The organism is Janthinobacterium foliorum (assembly GCF_978021625.1).
Map to the genome: position 1 here is coordinate 504,053 of NZ_CDXDQE010000003.1, position 17,559 is coordinate 521,611.

Below are 17,559 nucleotides of genomic sequence, written 5' to 3' on the forward strand. Positions count from 1 at the left end.
CCATGGCGGCCGGCCACAAGATCAGCAGGGCGGGGCAGGCCAGTATCATGGCGCGCCGCCCGCGGCGGAGATGCTCCGCACGGGTGTTTCTACCGCAGTGTACGACATGGCGGCGGCATGCCGCCATGGACTTTTTGTTGCGCGACTTTATTTACTGAGCAAGCGCATGCCCCGTTCCAGCCCGTCGATCGACAGCGGGAACATGCGGTCGTTCATCAGCTGGCGCATCACGCCGATGGACTGGCGGTACTGCCACAGGCCTTCCGATTCGGGATTGAGCCAGATGAATTTCGGGAAGGCGCTGGTAAAGCGCGCCAGCCAGACGGAGCCCGCTTCCTCGTTGTTGTATTCGACGGAGCCGCCCGGCTGCAGGATTTCATAGGGGCTCATGGTGGCGTCGCCGACGAAAATGAGCTTGGTGTCGGGCGGGTATTTGCGCAGCACGTCCCAGGTGGGAAAACGCTCGGCGTTGCGGCGCCGGTTGTTCTTCCACAGGGTATCGTAGACGCAGTTATGGAAGTAGAAGAATTCCATGTTCTTGAATTCCGTCTTCGCCGCCGAGAACAGTTCTTCCGTGCGCTCGATATGGTCGTCCATGCTGCCGCCCACGTCGAACAGCATCAGTACCTTGATGCGGTTCTTGCGTTCAGGGCGCATCCTGATGTCGAGGTAGCCCGCGTTGTTCGCCGTGGCGGCGATGGTGGCATCGAGCGCCAGTTCATCTTCCGCGCCTTCGCGCGCGAACTTGCGCAGGCGGCGCAATGCCACCTTCAGGTTGCGCGTGCCCAGCTCGCGTTCGCTGTCGTAGTCCTGGTAGCTGCGCGCTTCCCACACTTTCACGGCCGTGCGGTTGCCGCCCTTGCCGCCGATGCGGATGCCTTCCGGATTCGTGCCGCCATTGCCGAACGGCGAGGTGCCGCCCGTGCCGATCCATTTGCTGCCGCCTTCGTGGCGCTCCTTCTGCTCCTTCAGCAGTTCGTTCAGGCGGTCCATCAGCTTGTCATAGCCGAATTTTTCCAGCTGCGCCTTCTGCTCGTCGGTCAGCTCGCGCTGCATGCGTTTCAACAGCCAGTCCAGGGGAATCGCCGCGTTCGCGTCGAAGGCCGCATTGACGCCCTTGAAGTACTGCGCGAAGGCGCGGTCGAACTTGTCGAAATGCGCCTCGTCCTTGACAAGGGTCAGGCGCGACAGATAGTAGAAATCGTCCATCGAGGCGCCGATGACATTCTTGTGCAGCGCCTCGAGCAAGGTCAAAAATTCCTTGATCGAGACGGGGATCTTCGCATCCTTGAGGGTGAAGAAAAAATCGATCAGCATGACGCTTCTCCGGCAAGCGGCAGCGGCGCGATGGGCCGCTGCGCCAGCTTGTAGCGCAGGTGCGCGGCGATTTCCGGCCACTCGCCGCGCGCGATGCTGTACATGACCGTGTCGCGCACGGTGCCGTCGCGGCGCAGCGCGTGGTGGCGCAGCACGCCATCTTTTTTCGCGCCCAGGCGCTCGATGGCCGCCTGCGAGGCACGGTTGAAATTATCGGTGCGAAAACCCACCAGTGCGCAGCCGAGCGTCTCGAAGGCGTGCGTCAGCAACAGCAGTTTGCAGGTGGTGTTGACGTGGCTGCGCTGGCAGCGCCTGGCGTACCAGGTGTAGCCGATCTCCAGGCGTCCGATGGCGGGCACCACGTCGTGGTAGCTGGTGGTGCCCAGCACTTCGCCGCTGGCGGTATCGATGACGGCAAAGGCGAAGCGCGCGGGGCGCATCTCGATGCCCTTGAAGATGTACTGTTCCACGTGCTCGGGTTCGGGCACGGAGGTGACGCGCAATTTCCACAGTTCGCCATCGGCGGCTGCCGCGCGCAGGCCCGGCGCGTGATGCGGCGCCAGCGCTTCGAGGCGTATGCCGTGCAGTTCCAGGGGGACAAAGACGCTGTCCGGGACGATGTCGTTCATCGCCGCGTCCTAGCGGTTGGTGCGCGACATGAACATCAGGCGCTCGAACAGGTGCACGTCCTGTTCGTTTTTCAGCAGCGCACCATGCAGCGGCGGCACGATGGTCTTGTTATCCTGGCTGCGCAGCGCTTCGGCGGGAATGTCTTCGGCCAGCAGGAGCTTGAGCCAGTCGAGGAATTCCGAGGTCGACGGCTTTTTCTTCAGGCCCGGCACGTCGCGCACGGCATAGAAGGTTTGCAGCGCCTGCGCCAGCAGCTCCTGTTTCAGGTGCGGGTAATGGACGGCGACGATCTGCTCCATCGTGTCCTTGTCGGGGAATTTGATGTAGTGGAAGAAGCAGCGGCGCAAAAAGGCGTCCGGCAGTTCCTTCTCGTTGTTCGAGGTGATGATGACGAGCGGGCGGTGGCGCGCCGTGACCATTTCGCGCGTCTCGTAGACGTAGAATTCCATGCGATCCAGCTCGCGCAGCAGGTCGTTGGGGAATTCGATGTCGGCCTTGTCGATCTCGTCGATCAGGAGCACCACCGGCTCGGGCGCCGTGAAGGCTTGCCACAGCACGCCCTTGACGATGTAGTTCTGGATGTCGCGCACGCGCTCGTCGCCCAGCTGCGAATCGCGCAGGCGCGAGACGGCGTCGTATTCGTACAGGCCCTGCTGCGCCTTGGTGGTCGATTTGATATGCCACTGCATCAGCGGCATGTTCAGCGCGGCCGCCACTTCCTCGGCCAGCATGGTCTTGCCGGTGCCCGGCTCGCCCTTGATCAGCAGGGGGCGCTGCAGGGTCAGCGCCGCATTCACGGCCAGTTTCAGGTCGGCGGTGGCGACGTAGCTGTCGGAACCTTCGAAGCGTTGGCCTTGCTGGGAGTGCGGTGCTTGCATGAGCGGTCTGCCAAAGTAGGGAAAGGGCAAGTATAAACAGAACTGTGGCGCACTGCCACGCGGGCGGCCTGTGTCCGCCTGCGACAGTGTATTTTTTGTGAGTGGACTTGCAAGAACATCTTGGTTAGAATCGGCAATCAACAGTTTAATTGTCTACATTTAAAGTCAACACATAAAATCAAAAAAAACCAGCTCTGGCGTTTCTCCGATTACCTTTGTTCACTTTGCCACTATGAAAAAAATATTTGCACTTCTCGTGCTTGCCGGCATCGCCAATGCCGTCACAGCGGCTGACATTGTAGGAAACGCCAAGGCAGCCACTGCCAAGGTGGAAATGTGTATCGGCTGCCACGGCATTCCCGGCTACAAGGCAACCTTCCCCGAAGTATTCCAGGTGCCGATGATCGGCGGCCAGCCCGCCAAATACATCGAGAACGCGCTGCAAGCCTACAAGAAAGGCGACCGCAAGCACCCCAGCATGAAGGGCATCGCCAGCAGCCTGTCGGACCAGGATATCGCCGACGTCGCCGCCTATTATGCGCAACAAGCCAAGTCGAACTGAGGACTAGCCAGATGAAAACATTACTCGCCGCCCTCGTGTGCGCCACTGTCTCGTTCGGTGCCAGCGCCGCCGGCAATATCAACACGGGGAAAGCCCTGGCGGAAAAATACAGCTGCGCCACCTGCCACGGCAAGGATTACGGCTCGCCCATCGACCCGTCGTATCCGAAGTTGGCGGGCCAGCACAAGGATTACCTGGAGCACGCGCTCACCGCCTATAAACGGGGAGACAAGCCGAACGGCCGCAACAACGCCATCATGACGGGCCAGGTCAAGCCGCTGAGCAACCAGGACATCAAGGACCTGGCGGCCTATTTCCACAGCCTGCCGACGACCCTGGTCATCCATCGCTGAGTTGACACGGCGCCGCCATGCAAAAAGCCACGTCTCGACGTGGCTTTTGTTTGTGCGGGCGTGCGCCGTATCAGCGGCGGCGGACGCAGTCGATATACGCGTCCGTGTCGGGCGGCAAGCCCGAGCGCTGCGAGGCCCAGATCATCTGGCCCAGGCATTCCATCACCTCGTGGTGGGCCGCATGGGCCGAATCGAGGCGCTGCGTCAGCTGCTGCACGGCCGGGCGGATGCCGCGCGGCTGGTCCACCTGCACCTGCTCCGTGATCGACAAGTGCATGGACAGGTGCAGGAAAGGATTGGCCTGCCCTCCTTCGACGGAGTAATCGCGCGCCAGCGCCGCTTCCACGTCGGCGAGTTCGTTTTCGTATTCGGGGTGCTCGAGGATCCAGTCGAGCGCGATGGCTTCCATGGGCGTGAGGATTTCGTGGGCTCGGTGCTTGCGCAATGTTTCGCAAAAGAAACGGCGTACATCGTCTGAAGAGGGGTTGAACATGGCTGAGTATTCTGGCTGGCTGGATGGCTGAAGGGCAGCCGGCATTGTAACGCGTAGGCAAATAGTGGGCAGCGGCAGGCCTTTTTTATGCTGTCCGTCCGTCTCCATGACCCGATAGTTACCGAAATTTAATACCTTGCAGTAAGTATTATCCACGATCCCCGCGCCCCGGCGGCGCCAAATAACGGTGATAAAATCGCCGTTCTTGATATTTGCTCTGGACATGACGGCGATTTCATTGCCGGTTTTCGGCCGACAACGATGTCGCGCCGTCCATTGCCCGCACCGTTGCCACCCGTACTCGCTCCCCATCCAACCGGAGCGCGGCAGCATGCCTGACACCATAGCCCTACACCTTTCCGGCCGCCCTGGCGTTCCGGATGGCGGACTGTTTGCATCGGCTGCAGCGATGGCGCTGTCGAGGTGGCGCACAAGAATCATCCTTCAGTATCCCTCAATGGAGTTACGTATGCGTAAATCGCTATTACTTTTGATGTCGTGCCTGATCCTGGCGGCATGTGACAAGACCCCGCCGGCCTCGTCTGAAAAACCGGTCGACGTGCTGCTGGTGGGCGCCGGCACCATGAGCGCCACCCTGGGCAGCATGCTCAAGGAACTCGATCCCTCGCTGACGATGGAAATGGTCGAGCGCCTCGATTCCGTGGCCGCCGAAAGCTCGGACGCGATGAACAACGCGGGCACGGGCCACTCGGCATTTGCCGAACTGAACTACACGCCGGAAGCGGCCGATGGCAGCATCGAGACGAAGAAAGCCGTCGAGATCAACGAGCAATTCGAAATTTCCAAGCAGTTCTGGGCCTATCAGGTCGCCAACAAGCACCTGGGCGCGCCGCAGACCTTCATCAACAACGTGCCGCACATGGCCTTTGTGTGGGGCGATGCGAACATTGCTTTCCTGCACAAGCGCTATGACGCGCTGCAAAAGCAGAACTTATTCAAGGGCATGCTGTACTCGGAAGACCAGGCGCAGATCGCGCAATGGGCGCCGCTGGTCATGCAGGGCCGCGACAAGGGCCAGAAAGTGGCCGCGACGCGCATGGAAATCGGTACCGACGTCAATTTCGGCAACCTCACGCGCGGCCTCGTGAAATACCTGACGGACAGCCATGGCATGGCCTTGCACCTGCGCCACCAGGTGGAAGACATCCAGCGCGGCGCCGATGGCGTGTGGAACGTCAAGGTGAAAAACCTGGCCGATGGCCAGGAAAAGACCATGCGCGCCAAGTTCGTCTTCATCGGTGCGGGTGGCGGTTCGCTGCCATTGCTGGAAAAATCGGGCATTCCGGAAGCCAAGGGCTACGGCGGCGTGCCGGTCGGCGGCCAATGGCTGGTGACGACCAACCCGGAACTGGTGGCGGCGCATGCGGCCAAGGTCTATGGCAAGGCATCCGTCGGTTCGCCGCCGATGTCCGTGCCGCATCTGGATACGCGCATCATCGACGGCAAGAAAGCCCTGCTGTTTGGCCCGTTTGCCACCTTCTCGACCAAGTTCCTGAAAAACGGCTCGTGGACCGACTTGCCGGCCTCGATCGGCTCGGGCAATGTGAAGCCGATGCTGCAAGCGGGCTACGACAATATTCCACTGACCAAATACCTGGTCGAGCAAGTCATGAACACGCCGGAAGACCGCCTGAAGACCCTGCGCGAATACTTGCCGAACGCCAAGATGGAAGACTGGACCCTGCAAAACGCGGGCCAGCGCGTGCAGATCGTCAAGGATGACCCTGTCAAAGGCGGCTTGCTGCAGTTCGGCACGGAAGTCGTCGGCGCCGCCGATGGCAGCATCGTGGCCCTGCTGGGCGCATCGCCTGGCGCCTCGACCGCGCCGCCCATCATGATCAAGGTGCTGCAGACGGCATTCAAGAGCCGCCTGGCGACGCCGGAATGGCAAGCGAAGATGGTGGAAATGGTGCCGTCGTATGGCCAGAAGCTCAATAGCGACCCGGCCCTGGCCAACAAGATCCGCCAGTACAGCAGCGGCATCCTGGGCTTGAAGGCGTTCACGCTCGACGTACCGCCCGCGCCTGCGGCAAACTAAGCAAGACTGGCCGGCAGGGGAGTTTCCTGTCGGCATGAAAAAAGGGGCAGCCTGGTCAGGCTGCCCCTTTTGCGTGGGAGAATGCGTTCATTGCGGCGGACTACCCCTTGCCCGGCAGGATCAGCTCCGGCGTGCGTCCTTCGGCGGCGGGACCGTCGCAAGGTTTTGCCGCTGCCACGCCGTCCTGCGCGCGCGGCGCGTGGGGCTGGCGCAGGTAGCGCGCCGTGTGGCGGTGCTGCTGCTGTGCGTTGCCATGCACGGGCCAGGTCAGGAAGCGGGACAGCTCCTGCAAGGCGCGCTGGTACACATCGCGTTTAAATTCAATCACGACATCGAGCGGGACCCAGTACTCATGCCAGCGCCAGGCGTCGAACTCGGGATGGTCGGTCAGGCGCAGATTGACGTCGTTATCGCGCGCGCACATTCTCAGCAGAAACCAAATCTGCTTCTGGCCACGGTAGTGGCCGCGAATCTCGCGCTTGATGAAGTGGTCTGGCACTTCATAGCGCAGCCAGTCGCGGGTGCGGCCGACAATTTTGACGTGTTCCTGTCTGAGTCCGATTTCCTCTTCAAGTTCGCGAAACATGGCTTGTTCCGGAGTTTCGCCATATTTGATACCGCCTTGCGGAAACTGCCATGAGTGCTCGCGCACCCGCTTGCCCCACCACACCTCGTTCTGGGCGTTTAGCAGGATGATGCCGACGTTGGGCCGAAACCCTTCACGGTCGAGCATAATGCACCTCAAACTTTCTGCGACAGAGCGTCTTTTTTTACATAATTACCCACAACTCCGCAAGCCGGCAGCCTTTTCGGGGTGCGAAAAGGGCCGGAATCGCACCAATTGAGCGCATTTGTGTAAAGTATGGACGCATCAGCCAGCTAATCCTTTAAAATTAGGTTGATTATAACCCTCTCTTTTTAAAAAGAATTCACCGTTATGCGCGCCTCCCGTTTTTTTATTTCCACACTTAAAGATGCACCTTCTGACGCGGAAATCGTCAGCCACCAATTGATGATGCGTGCAGGCATGATCAAACGCCTCGGTTCCGGCATCTATACCTACATGCCGATGGGCTTGCGCGTGATCCGCAAGGTGGAAGCCATCATCCGTGACGAGATGAACAAGGCCGCCGGCATCGAACTGCTGATGCCGCTCGTGCAGCCAGCCGAACTGTGGCAGGAAACGGGCCGCTGGACCAAGATGGGCGACGAACTGATGCGCGTGAAAGACCGCCACGGCCGCGAATACGCGATCCAGCCGACGTCGGAAGAAGTCATCACGGACGTCGTGCGCACGGAAATCAAGTCCTACCGCCAGCTGCCGCTGAACTTTTATCATATCCAGACCAAGTTCCGCGACGAGCGCCGTCCCCGTTTCGGCCTGATGCGCGGCCGCGAATTCACCATGAAGGACGCCTATTCGTTCGACCGCGACCTGGCCGGCATGCAGGCGTCGTACAAGGTCATGTTTGATGCCTACACGCGCATCTTCACGCGTTTCGGCCTGAAATTCCGCGCCGTGGCGGCCGATAACGGCGCCATCGGCGGTTCCGGTTCGCACGAATTCCACGTCATCGCCCACACGGGTGAAGACGCGCTCGTGTATTGCCCGACGTCCGACTACGCGGCCAACATGGAAGCGGCAGAAGCGCTGCCGCCAGCGGGCGAGCGTCCGGCAGCAAGCCAGACGCTGACGAAGACGGCCACGCCGGACACCGTCAAGTGCGAAACCGTGGCCAGCCTGCTGGGCATAGCCCTGTCGCAGACGGTGAAAACCATCGCCCTGACGGTGGAAATCGTTGGCAAGGACGAGAAAGTCACGAAACAGCACTTCATGCTGCTGCTGCGCGGCGACCATGAATTGAACGACATCAAGGTGGGCAAGGTTGCCGGCCTGGCCGGTCACCGTTTCTCGACGGAAGCGGAAATCCTGGAAGTCTATGGCACCGTTCCTGGCTACCTTGGCCCGATTGGCACCCGCGTCCCCGTCACCGTGGTGGCGGACCGCACGGTTGCGCACATGAGCGACTTCGTCTGCGGCGCGAATGAGGCCGGTTTCCACTACACGGGCGCCAACTGGGGCCGTGACGTGGCCGAGCCTGCCATCGTTGCCGATCTGCGCAATGTCGTCGCCGGCGACGCCTCGCCGGACGGCCAGGGCGCACTGGCCATCGAGCGCGGCATCGAAGTGGGCCACGTGTTCCAGCTGGGTACGGCGTACTCGGAAAGCATGAAAGCCACCTTCCTCGATGAAAACGGCAAGCCGGCGCCGCTGCAGATGGGCTGCTACGGCATCGGCGTCACGCGCATCCTGGGCGCCGCCATCGAACAGAACTTCGACGACAAGGGCATCATCTGGCCCGCGTCGATCGCGCCGTTCGAGGTCGTGCTGTGCCCGATGGGCATGGACCGCAGCGAACTGGTCAAGGAAGAGACGGAGAAGCTGTACGCGGCCCTGCAAGGCGCTGGCGTGGATGTCATCGTCGACGACCGCGGCCTGCGTCCTGGCGCCATGTTTGCTGACTGGGAACTGATTGGCGTGCCGCACCGTATCGTCATCGGCGAACGGGGACTGAAAGAAGGCAAGCTGGAATACCAGGGCCGCCGCGATGCGGAAGCCACCGGCGTGGCGCCGGACGAGATCGTCGCCTTCATCCAGGGTCAAATGGCGCAGTGAAGCGCTGCTCGTTAAGCAAGACGGCCGGCGCGCTCGCGCTGGCCGCCTGCCTGGCCTGCGTCTCTCTGGCGCAGGCGGGCAACCAGAAGGAGGAGGCGCTGGCCGACTCCGTCCGCCTGGCGCTGTCGCACGCGATCCGCGACGAGCGTCCGCCGCAACCCCGATTTGCCACCCCTGCCGACCTGCAGCGCTACCAGCAATGGCTGGCGCAGATGTCGCAACGCCTGCAGCGCAAGCTGCCGGATGCCCAGCTGCGCACGGAATTTCTGGAAACCGTCTGGTATGAGTCGCGCCGCGCGGGCCTGGAGCCGGCCCTTGTGCTGGGCCTGATCCAGGTCGAGTCAGCCTACCGCAAATATGCCGTCTCGCTGGCCGGCGCGCGCGGCTACATGCAGGTGATGCCGTTCTGGACGGGCGTCATCGGCGACAGCGACCGCAGCAAGCTGTTCCACATGCAGACGAATCTGCGCTATGGCTGCGCCATCCTGCGCATGTACCTGGACATGGAGCGAGGGGATTTGTACCTGGCGCTGGGCCGCTACAACGGCAGCCGGGGACGGGCCGAGTATCCGAATGCGGTCAGGGCGGCTTGGAAGCAGTGGGAATTCAAATGAGGGCTGGGGGCAGACCGCCGGCAGGATGTAGGTCGGATTAGGTCTGAAAGACCGTAATCCGACAACATTGTTGACACTCACAGCAAAAAAATGCCCCGCTCGCAGTAATGCGGCGGGGCACTCGCACGGCGCGTAACGCCCTGCGCGTATCTGATTATTTCAAATGATCGGAGATGAGTTTCGTCATTTCAAACATGGAGACTTGGGCTTTGCCGCCGAAAACTGCTTTCAGCTTGTCGTCCGCATTGATCATGCGGCGGTTGGCCGGATCTTGCAGATCGAGTTTTTTGATGTAATCCCATACCTTTTTGGTCACTTCCGTGCGCGGCAGTGGTGCTGCGCCAACAACGGCGGCCAGATCTTTCGATGGCGTCATTGCTTTCATGAATGCTGCGTTTGGCTTGCGTGGTGTTGCCGGTGCTGCCGCTTTCTTCGCCGCTGCCGGTTTAGCTGCTGCCTTGGCTGCGGGTGCTGCTTTCTTGGCGGCTGCAGGCTTGGCTGCTGCTGCTTTGGCTGGCGCTGCTACTGGGGTTTTTTTGGCTGTTGCCATCTTCGAGCCTCCTTAACAAACACATGGGAAATTGCGCAATTAATCGCACGGCTAATATTGGTGTGGATTTACCTAGTATGCAAGTGTTTTTCACGTTTTCACGAGGAAAAAGCAGCGAAATGACGCGCCTGTCTCCCGGGCGCACCGCTTGGGGGCGCGCCAGCGCGTTTTTGCCCGTAAATGGCATGGTTGCTGGCTATGCGGGGAGGGGGACTGCGGAGGGAGGGAAGAGTGATGCCGGACACATGAAAATGCAATCCGGCATTATTTTATAACGGTGTTTCTGGATTTGAACTACGCCTCGCGCGGCGTAAAAAAGGCCTTCAAAATCCCAGCGAGCGGACGGTATTTGCGGCCGAGAAGCGCAACCGTACTTTAGTACGGTGAGCATCGCCGGCCGCAAAGACCACCGCGCAGCGGATTTTGAAGCCTTCCACTACCTCATGCCGGGCATCATGCCCTTCATGGAGCGCATCATCTTCATCATGCCGCCGCCCGACAATTTCTTCATCATCGTCTGCATTTGCTCGAATTGCGTCAGCATGCGGTTCACTTCCTGCACCTGCACGCCGGCGCCGGCGGCGATGCGGCGCTTGCGCGTGGCCTTGATCAGCTCCGGCTTGGCGCGCTCCTGCGGCGTCATCGAGTCGATGATGCCGCACATGCGGCGCACCTGCTTGTCGGCCTGGTCCATGTTCTTGCCGCCTGCCGCCTGCTGGAACTGGGCCGGCAGCTTGTCCATCAGATTGGCCATGCCGCCCATTTTCTTCATCTGGCCCAGCTGCGCCTTGAAGTCGTTCATGTCGAACTTGCCGCCGACCTTGATTTTTTGCGCCAGGTCGGCTGCCGCCTTGCTGTCGACGCCCTTGCGCGCCTCTTCCACCAGGGCCAGGATGTCGCCCATGCCCAGGATGCGGTTGGCCATGCGGGTCGGGTCGAACGCTTCCAGGCCGTCGAGTTTTTCCGACACACCGGCAAACTTGATGGGCTTGCCCGTGATGTGGCGCACGGACAGGGCCGCACCGCCGCGCGCGTCACCGTCGAGCTTGGTCAGCACGATACCCGTCAGCGGCAGCGCGTCATTGAAGGCCTTGGCCGTGTTGATGGCATCCTGCCCCAGCATGGCGTCGACGACAAACAGGGTTTCGATCGGTTTCACGGCGCCATGGACGGCGGCGATTTCGCGCATCATTTCTTCGTCGATACCCAGGCGGCCCGCCGTATCGATGATCAGTACGTCGTGGTAATGCTTTTTCGCCCAGTCCAGCGCGGCCAGGGCGATATCGACGGGCTTGTCCGTGCTGCTGGACGGGAAGAAGTCGGCGCCCACCTGGGCGGTGACTGATTGCAGCTGGGCGATCGCGGCGGGACGGTACACGTCGGCCGAGACAGTCAGCACTTTCTTCTTCTTTTCTTCTTTCAGGTACTTCGCCAGCTTGCCGACGGTGGTGGTCTTGCCCACACCCTGCAGACCGGCCATCAGGATGATGGCGGGCGGCTGCTGGGCAAAGCTGATCTGCGACGCTTCCGGTCCCAGGTCGGCGCCCATCAGGGCGGCCAGCTCGCGCTGCACCACGCCCACCAGGGCCTGGCCAGGCGTGAGCGAGGAAATGACATCCTCGCCCATGGCTTTTTCTTTGACTTTGGCGATGAATTCGCGCACGGCGGGCAGGGCGACGTCGGCCTCGAGCAGCGCCAGGCGCACTTCGCGCAGCATGTCGGCGGTGTTCGCTTCGGTCAGGCGCGCCTCGCCGCGCATGGTCTTGACGACTTTGGCAAGCCGTTGGGTGAGATTATCTAGCATGATGAACCTGCAATGAAAAGCTTGGGAGTGGGCGGCGCTAAGTGCCTGCCCCGGCAGGAGATGCATTCATCTGCTGGGGTAGGTGCTAAACCGGACGTGGGCGCCATTTTACCCCATCGCGGGGCGCCGGCGTTCCCCTGCTGCGCAGCCTGGCGGTCGGCCTGCTTTTGAATTACTTGGTAGTTCTGGCAACGCCGCGATTGCACGAATGGCACGAACGCGGTTAAAATGAGAATAATTCTTATTTACATTCTCGGGCGCGCGGCGCCTGACCAGGGAGGATGCCATGCCGGCCGCCGATTTTCTCCAGCAACAGGACTTGCACGCGCTCTACAGCAGCCATCATGGCTGGCTGCAGGGCTGGCTGCGGCATAAGCTGGGCAATGCGAGCGAGGCGGCGGACCTGGCGCAGGATACCTTCATCAGCGTGCTGACGCATGGCACGGCGCCGCAGATCCGCGAGGCGCGGCCATTTCTCGCCACCATCGCGCGCCGCCTGGTGGCGCACCGCTACCGCCGGCAAGTGCTGGAAGAGGCCTACCTGGATGCGCTGTCCTGCCTGCCGCCCGAGGTGGCGCCCGCGCCGGAAGCGCGCCTGCTGGCACTCGAAGCGCTGCAGGAGATCGACGCGGCCCTCGATGGCTTGCCCGGCCCCGTGCGCACGGCGTTTTTGCTGGCGCAACTGGAAGGGCTCAGCTATGCCGAGATCGCCGCGCGCTTGCAAGTGTCGGCCAGCTCGGTCAAGCAATACCTGACGCGTGCCAACCGCCAGGTGTTTTTCTCCCTGCCGGCATGAGCGCGCCAGGTGGAACGGCGGCCTCGGCGGCCATCCGCGACGAGGTGCAGCAGCAGGCGGCCGAGTGGCTGACGATGCGGATGTCGGGCGAGATGGATGAGGCCGGGCAGGCGGCATGGCTGCGCTGGCGTGCGCTCGATCCGGAACATGAACGGGCCTGGCAGCATATCGAAGCCGTCACCCGGCGTTTCCACGGCGCGTACGGCGACGGCGCGCAGCGCGCGGCGGTCGCGCAGGCATTGGCCAGCGCCGGGCCGCCCGCCAGCGGCAAGCGGCGCCAGCTGCTGGCATGGCTGGGCGTGGCGGCCGGCGGCGGCTTGCTGGCCGCGCAGACGCCTGCCTGGGATGGCGCGCGCAGCCTGCGCGCCGATTACCGCACGGCCACGGGCGAGCGGCGCGACGTGGCGCTGGCCGATGGCAGCGTGCTCAGCCTGAATACGGGATCGGCCGTGAACGTGCGTTTTGACGCCAGCCGCCGCCTGATCGAATTGCTGGCCGGCGAAATCCTCGTCGTCAGCGGCCACGGCGCTGGCAGCGCCGCGCCGCTGGAAGTGGCCACGCGAGAAGGCCTGGTGCGCGCGCTGGGCACGCGCTTTTCCGTGCGCCAGCAGGATGGCTACAGCACGGTGGACGTGTTTGAAAGCGCCGTCGAAATCCGTCCGCGCGACGGCGATACTGATCCGTTGCGGCTGGCGGCCGGGCGCGGCGTGGCGTTTTCGCGCCAGGCGCCGGACGCGCCGCACGCCATCGACGCGTATGCGGATGCCTGGTCGCGCGGGCAGATGATCGTCGACGACGTGACCCTGGCCGACTTCCTGGCCGACCTGGCCCGCTACCGCCCCGGCGTCATCCATTGCGCGCCGGCAGTGGCGCAGCTGCGCCTGTCGGGCGTGTTCCCGCTGGCCGATACGCAGCGCATCCTGAACATGCTGCCCAATTCCCTGCCGGTGCAGGTGCGCAGCCGCACGCGGTATTGGGTCACGGTGGAACCCGCGCCGTAGCCCCTCGATAAAAAATAGTGTCAATCTGCCTGCCCGTTTTCGATTCTCGCGGCACCTGTAGTTGAGAGACTCAATATGCCGTACCCATGCAAGGCGCCACGCGGCCCGGTTTCATGCCGCTGCGTGCCGCCGCCATGGTCAACCTAGATGGAAGGACGCAGTGTGATGCATCTGATGTACAAGGTCTGCCGCCCGGCACAACAGCCATACCCAGGGGCGCCGCGATGATGAAATCCGCCAACATGCTGTTGTTTTCGCGCGTGCTTGCCGCCGTCTTTGGCGGCTATGCATTGACGTCCGGCGTGGCCGTGCTGCTGGCGGCCGTGCTGCCGCTGTCGCGCGCCGAAGCCGTGCTGACGGCCACCCTGAGCGCCTTTGTCGTGTACACCTGCGCCGTCATCTGGGTCTTTGCCGTGCAGGACCTGCGCCGCGTCTGGCTGGGCATGCTGCTGCCGGCCATCCTGTGCGGCGGCATCGGCATGCTGCTGTCGCGAGGTGCCGCATGAACGCCGTGAAGGTCGATAAAGTGGTCAAAACGCCCCAGCAGGGCGGCTTGCGCCAGGCCATGGCCTGGCTGCACACGTGGAGCGGCCTGTGGATATCCTGGCTGCTGTTCGCCATCTTCCTGACGGGTTCCCTGGCCGTCTTCGATGATCCGATCGGCCACTGGATGACGCCCGAGCACGCCTTGGCCGAGGCGGCGCACGCGAACGACCCGCCGCTGCCCAAGGTCACGGACCGCGGCCACCGCCTGGAGCTGGCGCTGGACTTCATGGCGAAGGAGCACCCGCAGGCGGACATGTGGGAAATCTGGCCCGTGCAGCGTCCCGGCCACGGCCTGTCCGCCTACTGGTTCCAGCCTGGCGGCGGCTACGGCTCGGCGGAACTCGACCCGCTGACGGGCGCCGTCGTCGAGCATGCGCGCGAGGCCACCGAGCGCGAGACCATCGGCGGCCACCATTTCGTCGATTTCCACTACGAGCTGCACGCGGGCCGCATCGGCGTGTGGATCGTCGGCATCACCACCATGATCATGCTGGTGGCGCTGGTCAGCGGCGTCATCACGCACAAGCGCATCTTCAAGGATTTCTTCACCTTCCGCCCGGCCAAGGGCCAGCGCTCCTGGCTCGACGCGCACAACGCGGTGGCCGTGCTCACGCTGCCGTTCCAGTTCATGATCGCCTATACGGGCCTGTCGTTCTTCAGCGACGATTACGTGCCGGCGCCCGTGGTGGCGCAATACGGCATGGACAATCCCAAGAAAGCCTTCCTGAGCGACTGGAACGATGCGGGCAAGCCCGTGAAAACGGGCCAGGCGCTGGCCATCCCCGCGCTGGAACCGTTCGCGCAGCGCGCCGAGCAGGCCATCGGCCAGGAAATCCGCGCCGTGGTGCTGGACAATCCGAACGACGCTTCCATGCGCGTGTGCATGTACGGCTGGAATGAAGAGGCGGAGACGATGGAGCGCATCAGCGCCAACACGGGCATGGCTTGCTACGCGCTGGCCACGGGCGAACAGATCGCCGTGCGCCAGCCGGGCGAGTCGAGCACGGGCGGCGCGGGCCTGACGCGCGTCGTCATGTCGAACCTGCACATGGCCGGTTTCGGCGGCACGCCGATGCGCTGGCTGTATTTCCTCTGCGGCCTGGCCGGCACGGCCATGATGGGCACGGGCGCCATCCTGTTCATGGTCAAGCGGCGCCAGAAGTCCGGCGGCGAGTTCGGCGCCTATACGCAGCGCGTGTACCGCGTCATCGCATGCCTGAACGTGGCGGCGATCGCCGGCCTGGCCGTCGCCTGCGCCGGCTACCTGTGGGCCAACCGCCTGATCCCCGTCGGCATCGAGCAGCGCGCCGGCTGGGAAGTGCGCGCCTTCTTCGGCGTGTGGTTCGTGATGCTGGCGCATGCCTGCCTGCGCGGGGAAAAGCGCGCGTGGATCGAGCAATTGTGCCTGCTGGCGGCCCTGTGCCTGCTGCTGCCCGTATTGAATGTGCTGAGCACGGGCGACAACCTGGCGGCGCAGATCGCCCGTGGCGACTGGGAAAGCGCCGGCGTGGAATTGTGCAGCATGGCATTCGGCCTGCTGGCCGCCTGGGGCGCGTGGAAGGTCCACAAGCGCAAGGAAAAGCCGCTGAAAAAAGCCGCCGTCAAGGATGGCGCGGCGCCATCGGCCAGCCTGCAAATAAACACGGAAGGACAGTCATGATGCATGCCATTCTTTGCGCGCTGGGCCTGTCGTACGCGGGCATGGCCAGCCTCTCCCTGGCGATGGACCGCCATCACGGCCAGGTCTGGGGGCGCGACGCGGCGCCGAACGTGCGGCGCGCGCTGCAGCTGGCCGGCGCCGTGTTGCTGGCGCTGGCGATCTGGCCCTGCGTGGCCGGCTGGAGCGCCACCGTCGGCGTGGTCGCCTGGCTGGGGTTCCTCTCGGCCGGTGCGCTGCTGGTGGCCCTGCTGCTGCCCTACGCGCCCACCGTCCTGTTTCGTAGTTCCCTGCTGGCAGCCGTCGCCGCGCTGGCAGGTCTTGTGACGTTCCTGCAGTAATTCCGACTGCATATTTCAAGGATAGACAGATGCATTTTTCACGCTTGGCGACATTGTTTGACGTTGGTTATCGTAACAAGGCGGATGCCTGATGGCGGCCCGCCTGCCTTCCCGCCGCGCCCGCATCCTCGGTGGCGTGGTCTTGCTGGCGCTGTTCGGCGCCGGCGCCCTGTGGGCCACGCGTGGCCCGAAAACCGTGTTCGACACGGCCCCCGTCAAGCGCGGCAACATCGAGGCCAGCGTCACGGCCATCGGCACCCTGCAGCCGCAGACCTATGTCGACGTGGGCGCCCAGGTGTCGGGCCAGATCACGCGCCTGCACGTGCAGCCCGGCAGCGCCGTGGAAAAAGGCCAGTTGCTGGCCGAGATCGATCCCAGCGTGCAGCAAGCCACGGTCGACGCGGGCCGCGCCGCGCTGGCGGGCTTGCGCGCGCAGCTGGCCGACCAGCAGGCGCAGCACCGCCTGGCGGGCCAGCAGCACGGACGCCAGAAGCAGATGGCCAAGTTCGACTCCACCCCGCTGGCCGACCTGGAAACGGCGGAAGCCACCCTGGCTTCGGCCGCCGCCAAGATCGACCACCTGAAGGCGCAGATCGACCAGACCCAGGCCAGCCTGAAGGCGGACGAGGCGCGCCTGGGCTACACGCGCATCTATGCGCCGATGGCCGGCAAGGTGGTGGGCCTGGACGCGAAGGAAGGGCAGACCCTGAACGCCACCTACCAGACGCCGAACATCCTGCGCATCGCCGACCTGTCGGCCATGACGGTGTGGACGGAAGTGTCGGAAGCGGACGTGCGCCGCGTGCGTCCGGACATGCCCGTGTACTTCACCACCCTGGGCGGCGACCAGCGGCGCTGGAGCGGCAAGGTGCGGCAGGTGCTGCCGGCGCCGCCGGTGCCCGGCGGTTCCGCCGCCGGCACGCCCCTGGCGCCGTCGACCAGCAAGGTGATTCTGTATACCGTGCTGTTCGACGTGGATAATGCCGACGGCGAACTGATGCCGCAGATGACGGCGCAAGTGGTGTTCGTCACGGCGGCGGCGAAAAACGTGCTGGCCGTGCCCCTGCCGGCCCTGAAACCATCGATGGAGGAAGGCGCGAAGCCCGGGCAGTTCACGGCCCGCGTGATGGATGCCGACGGCAATGTGGGGACGCGCGCCGTTACCGTGGGCGTGCGCAACCGCCTGAATGCGGAAGTGCTGCAAGGCTTGCGCGAAGGCGAACTGCTGGTGACGGGCGAGCAGCCGGCCGGCGGCGGCGCCAGCAGGTTCCAGCTATGAGC

At 63.4% G+C, this 17,559-nt stretch carries 18 protein-coding genes; 11 read left to right on the top strand and 7 right to left on the bottom strand.

What is annotated here, in order from left to right; all coding sequences use genetic code 11:
* Nucleotides 1-147: 147 nt before the first annotated feature.
* The 3 genes from ACZ92H_RS09700 to ACZ92H_RS09710 are packed head-to-tail and all read right to left on the bottom strand — an operon-like array spanning nucleotide 148 to nucleotide 2,825.
* Nucleotides 148-1,317: a vWA domain-containing protein gene (locus ACZ92H_RS09700; RefSeq protein ID WP_465049162.1), complete on the bottom strand. Its 1,170-nt coding sequence runs from the start codon at nucleotides 1,315-1,317 to the stop codon at nucleotides 148-150.
* Nucleotides 1,311-1,946: a GNAT family N-acetyltransferase gene (locus ACZ92H_RS09705; protein ID WP_465049163.1), complete on the bottom strand. Its 636-nt coding sequence runs from the start codon at nucleotides 1,944-1,946 to the stop codon at nucleotides 1,311-1,313. Before ACZ92H_RS09705 ends, ACZ92H_RS09700 begins: the two co-directional genes overlap by 7 nt.
* 9 nt (nucleotides 1,947-1,955) lie before the next feature.
* Complete coding sequence (locus ACZ92H_RS09710) at nucleotides 1,956-2,825, bottom strand: AAA family ATPase (protein ID WP_465049164.1); 870 nt, start codon at nucleotides 2,823-2,825, stop codon at nucleotides 1,956-1,958.
* Nucleotides 2,826-3,057: 232 nt separating this feature from the next.
* Between ACZ92H_RS09710 and ACZ92H_RS09715 the strand changes: the two genes are divergently transcribed.
* Nucleotides 3,058-3,387, top strand: coding sequence for a c-type cytochrome (locus ACZ92H_RS09715; RefSeq protein ID WP_131373608.1), 330 nt, complete (start codon nucleotides 3,058-3,060; stop codon nucleotides 3,385-3,387).
* An 11-nt stretch (nucleotides 3,388-3,398) separates the two neighbouring features.
* On the top strand, nucleotides 3,399-3,740 hold the full coding sequence (locus tag ACZ92H_RS09720) for a c-type cytochrome (protein ID WP_092796426.1): 342 nt from the start codon (nucleotides 3,399-3,401) through the stop codon (nucleotides 3,738-3,740).
* A 70-nt stretch (nucleotides 3,741-3,810) separates the two neighbouring features.
* Here the strand turns inward: ACZ92H_RS09720 and ACZ92H_RS09725 are convergent, their stop codons facing one another.
* Nucleotides 3,811-4,233 (bottom strand): DUF1841 family protein, encoded by a 423-nt coding sequence (locus ACZ92H_RS09725; protein WP_131373609.1) that lies wholly within the window; start codon nucleotides 4,231-4,233, stop codon nucleotides 3,811-3,813.
* A 469-nt stretch (nucleotides 4,234-4,702) separates the two neighbouring features.
* Between ACZ92H_RS09725 and mqo the strand changes: the two genes are divergently transcribed.
* The gene (gene mqo / locus ACZ92H_RS09730; RefSeq protein WP_465049166.1) at nucleotides 4,703-6,292 is read left to right on the top strand and encodes a malate dehydrogenase (quinone); all 1,590 of its coding nucleotides are present in this window, start codon (nucleotides 4,703-4,705) and stop codon (nucleotides 6,290-6,292) included.
* A 100-nt stretch (nucleotides 6,293-6,392) separates the two neighbouring features.
* Here the strand turns inward: mqo and ACZ92H_RS09735 are convergent, their stop codons facing one another.
* On the bottom strand, nucleotides 6,393-7,025 hold the full coding sequence (locus ACZ92H_RS09735) for an RNA pyrophosphohydrolase (RefSeq protein WP_131373610.1): 633 nt from the start codon (nucleotides 7,023-7,025) through the stop codon (nucleotides 6,393-6,395).
* A 204-nt stretch (nucleotides 7,026-7,229) separates the two neighbouring features.
* Between ACZ92H_RS09735 and ACZ92H_RS09740 the strand changes: the two genes are divergently transcribed.
* Together ACZ92H_RS09740 and ACZ92H_RS09745 are read left to right on the top strand one after the other, a co-directional pair.
* Complete coding sequence (locus ACZ92H_RS09740; RefSeq protein ID WP_465049167.1) at nucleotides 7,230-8,969, top strand: proline--tRNA ligase; 1,740 nt, start codon at nucleotides 7,230-7,232, stop codon at nucleotides 8,967-8,969.
* Nucleotides 8,966-9,583 (top strand): lytic transglycosylase domain-containing protein, encoded by a 618-nt coding sequence (locus ACZ92H_RS09745; RefSeq protein ID WP_465049168.1) that lies wholly within the window; start codon nucleotides 8,966-8,968, stop codon nucleotides 9,581-9,583. Before ACZ92H_RS09740 ends, ACZ92H_RS09745 begins: the two co-directional genes overlap by 4 nt.
* A 154-nt stretch (nucleotides 9,584-9,737) precedes the next feature.
* On the opposite strand, the gene ACZ92H_RS09750 is transcribed toward ACZ92H_RS09745, so the two are convergent.
* Together ACZ92H_RS09750 and ffh are read right to left on the bottom strand one after the other, a co-directional pair.
* A complete protein-coding gene (locus ACZ92H_RS09750) occupies nucleotides 9,738-10,133 on the bottom strand; it encodes an SWIB/MDM2 domain-containing protein (protein ID WP_071650146.1) in 396 nt (131 codons plus the stop codon).
* A 436-nt stretch (nucleotides 10,134-10,569) separates the two neighbouring features.
* Nucleotides 10,570-11,937 carry a signal recognition particle protein gene (gene ffh / locus ACZ92H_RS09755; RefSeq protein ID WP_034780269.1) on the bottom strand — a complete coding sequence of 456 codons (1,368 nt, stop codon included), beginning with the start codon at nucleotides 11,935-11,937 and terminating at the stop codon, nucleotides 10,570-10,572.
* A 286-nt stretch (nucleotides 11,938-12,223) separates the two neighbouring features.
* On the opposite strand from ffh, the gene ACZ92H_RS09760 reads away from it, so the two are divergent.
* The 6 genes from ACZ92H_RS09760 (at nucleotide 12,224) to ACZ92H_RS09785 (ending at nucleotide 17,557) form a co-directional block, all read left to right on the top strand.
* Entirely contained in the window at nucleotides 12,224-12,733 is a 510-nt protein-coding gene (locus ACZ92H_RS09760) for a sigma-70 family RNA polymerase sigma factor (protein ID WP_465049169.1), read from the top strand.
* Nucleotides 12,730-13,734 (top strand): FecR domain-containing protein, encoded by a 1,005-nt coding sequence (locus ACZ92H_RS09765; protein ID WP_465049170.1) that lies wholly within the window; start codon nucleotides 12,730-12,732, stop codon nucleotides 13,732-13,734. The genes ACZ92H_RS09760 and ACZ92H_RS09765 overlap by 4 nt, the downstream gene beginning before the upstream one ends.
* A gap of 224 nt (nucleotides 13,735-13,958) precedes the next feature.
* Nucleotides 13,959-14,240, top strand: coding sequence for a hypothetical protein (locus ACZ92H_RS09770; protein WP_131373614.1), 282 nt, complete (start codon nucleotides 13,959-13,961; stop codon nucleotides 14,238-14,240).
* The gene (locus ACZ92H_RS09775; RefSeq protein WP_465049172.1) at nucleotides 14,237-15,940 is read left to right on the top strand and encodes a PepSY-associated TM helix domain-containing protein; all 1,704 of its coding nucleotides are present in this window, start codon (nucleotides 14,237-14,239) and stop codon (nucleotides 15,938-15,940) included. The genes ACZ92H_RS09770 and ACZ92H_RS09775 overlap by 4 nt, the downstream gene beginning before the upstream one ends.
* A complete protein-coding gene (locus ACZ92H_RS09780) occupies nucleotides 15,937-16,278 on the top strand; it encodes a DUF3325 domain-containing protein (RefSeq protein WP_131373615.1) in 342 nt (113 codons plus the stop codon). Before ACZ92H_RS09775 ends, ACZ92H_RS09780 begins: the two co-directional genes overlap by 4 nt.
* 91 nt (nucleotides 16,279-16,369) lie before the next feature.
* Nucleotides 16,370-17,557, top strand: coding sequence for an efflux RND transporter periplasmic adaptor subunit (locus ACZ92H_RS09785; protein ID WP_465049173.1), 1,188 nt, complete (start codon nucleotides 16,370-16,372; stop codon nucleotides 17,555-17,557).
* The last annotated feature ends 2 nt before the right edge of the window (nucleotides 17,558-17,559 follow it).

Excerpts from the sequence above, each read along its gene's own strand:
- ACZ92H_RS09700 (WP_465049162.1), bottom strand. The coding sequence starts at position 1,317 with ATGCTGATCGATTTTTTCTTCACCCTCAAGGATGCGAAGATCCCCGTC.
- ACZ92H_RS09705 (WP_465049163.1), bottom strand. The coding sequence starts at position 1,946 with ATGAACGACATCGTCCCGGACAGCGTCTTTGTCCCCCTGGAACTGCAC.
- ACZ92H_RS09710 (WP_465049164.1), bottom strand. The coding sequence starts at position 2,825 with ATGCAAGCACCGCACTCCCAGCAAGGCCAACGCTTCGAAGGTTCCGAC.
- ACZ92H_RS09715 (WP_131373608.1), top strand. The coding sequence starts at position 3,058 with ATGAAAAAAATATTTGCACTTCTCGTGCTTGCCGGCATCGCCAATGCC.
- ACZ92H_RS09720 (WP_092796426.1), top strand. The coding sequence starts at position 3,399 with ATGAAAACATTACTCGCCGCCCTCGTGTGCGCCACTGTCTCGTTCGGT.
- ACZ92H_RS09725 (WP_131373609.1), bottom strand. The coding sequence starts at position 4,233 with ATGTTCAACCCCTCTTCAGACGATGTACGCCGTTTCTTTTGCGAAACA.
- mqo (WP_465049166.1), top strand. The coding sequence starts at position 4,703 with ATGCGTAAATCGCTATTACTTTTGATGTCGTGCCTGATCCTGGCGGCA.
- ACZ92H_RS09735 (WP_131373610.1), bottom strand. The coding sequence starts at position 7,025 with ATGCTCGACCGTGAAGGGTTTCGGCCCAACGTCGGCATCATCCTGCTA.
- ACZ92H_RS09740 (WP_465049167.1), top strand. The coding sequence starts at position 7,230 with ATGCGCGCCTCCCGTTTTTTTATTTCCACACTTAAAGATGCACCTTCT.
- ACZ92H_RS09750 (WP_071650146.1), bottom strand. The coding sequence starts at position 10,133 with ATGGCAACAGCCAAAAAAACCCCAGTAGCAGCGCCAGCCAAAGCAGCA.
- ffh (WP_034780269.1), bottom strand. The coding sequence starts at position 11,937 with ATGCTAGATAATCTCACCCAACGGCTTGCCAAAGTCGTCAAGACCATG.
- ACZ92H_RS09760 (WP_465049169.1), top strand. The coding sequence starts at position 12,224 with ATGCCGGCCGCCGATTTTCTCCAGCAACAGGACTTGCACGCGCTCTAC.
- ACZ92H_RS09765 (WP_465049170.1), top strand. The coding sequence starts at position 12,730 with ATGAGCGCGCCAGGTGGAACGGCGGCCTCGGCGGCCATCCGCGACGAG.
- ACZ92H_RS09770 (WP_131373614.1), top strand. The coding sequence starts at position 13,959 with ATGATGAAATCCGCCAACATGCTGTTGTTTTCGCGCGTGCTTGCCGCC.
- ACZ92H_RS09775 (WP_465049172.1), top strand. The coding sequence starts at position 14,237 with ATGAACGCCGTGAAGGTCGATAAAGTGGTCAAAACGCCCCAGCAGGGC.
- ACZ92H_RS09780 (WP_131373615.1), top strand. The coding sequence starts at position 15,937 with ATGATGCATGCCATTCTTTGCGCGCTGGGCCTGTCGTACGCGGGCATG.
- ACZ92H_RS09785 (WP_465049173.1), top strand. The coding sequence starts at position 16,370 with ATGGCGGCCCGCCTGCCTTCCCGCCGCGCCCGCATCCTCGGTGGCGTG.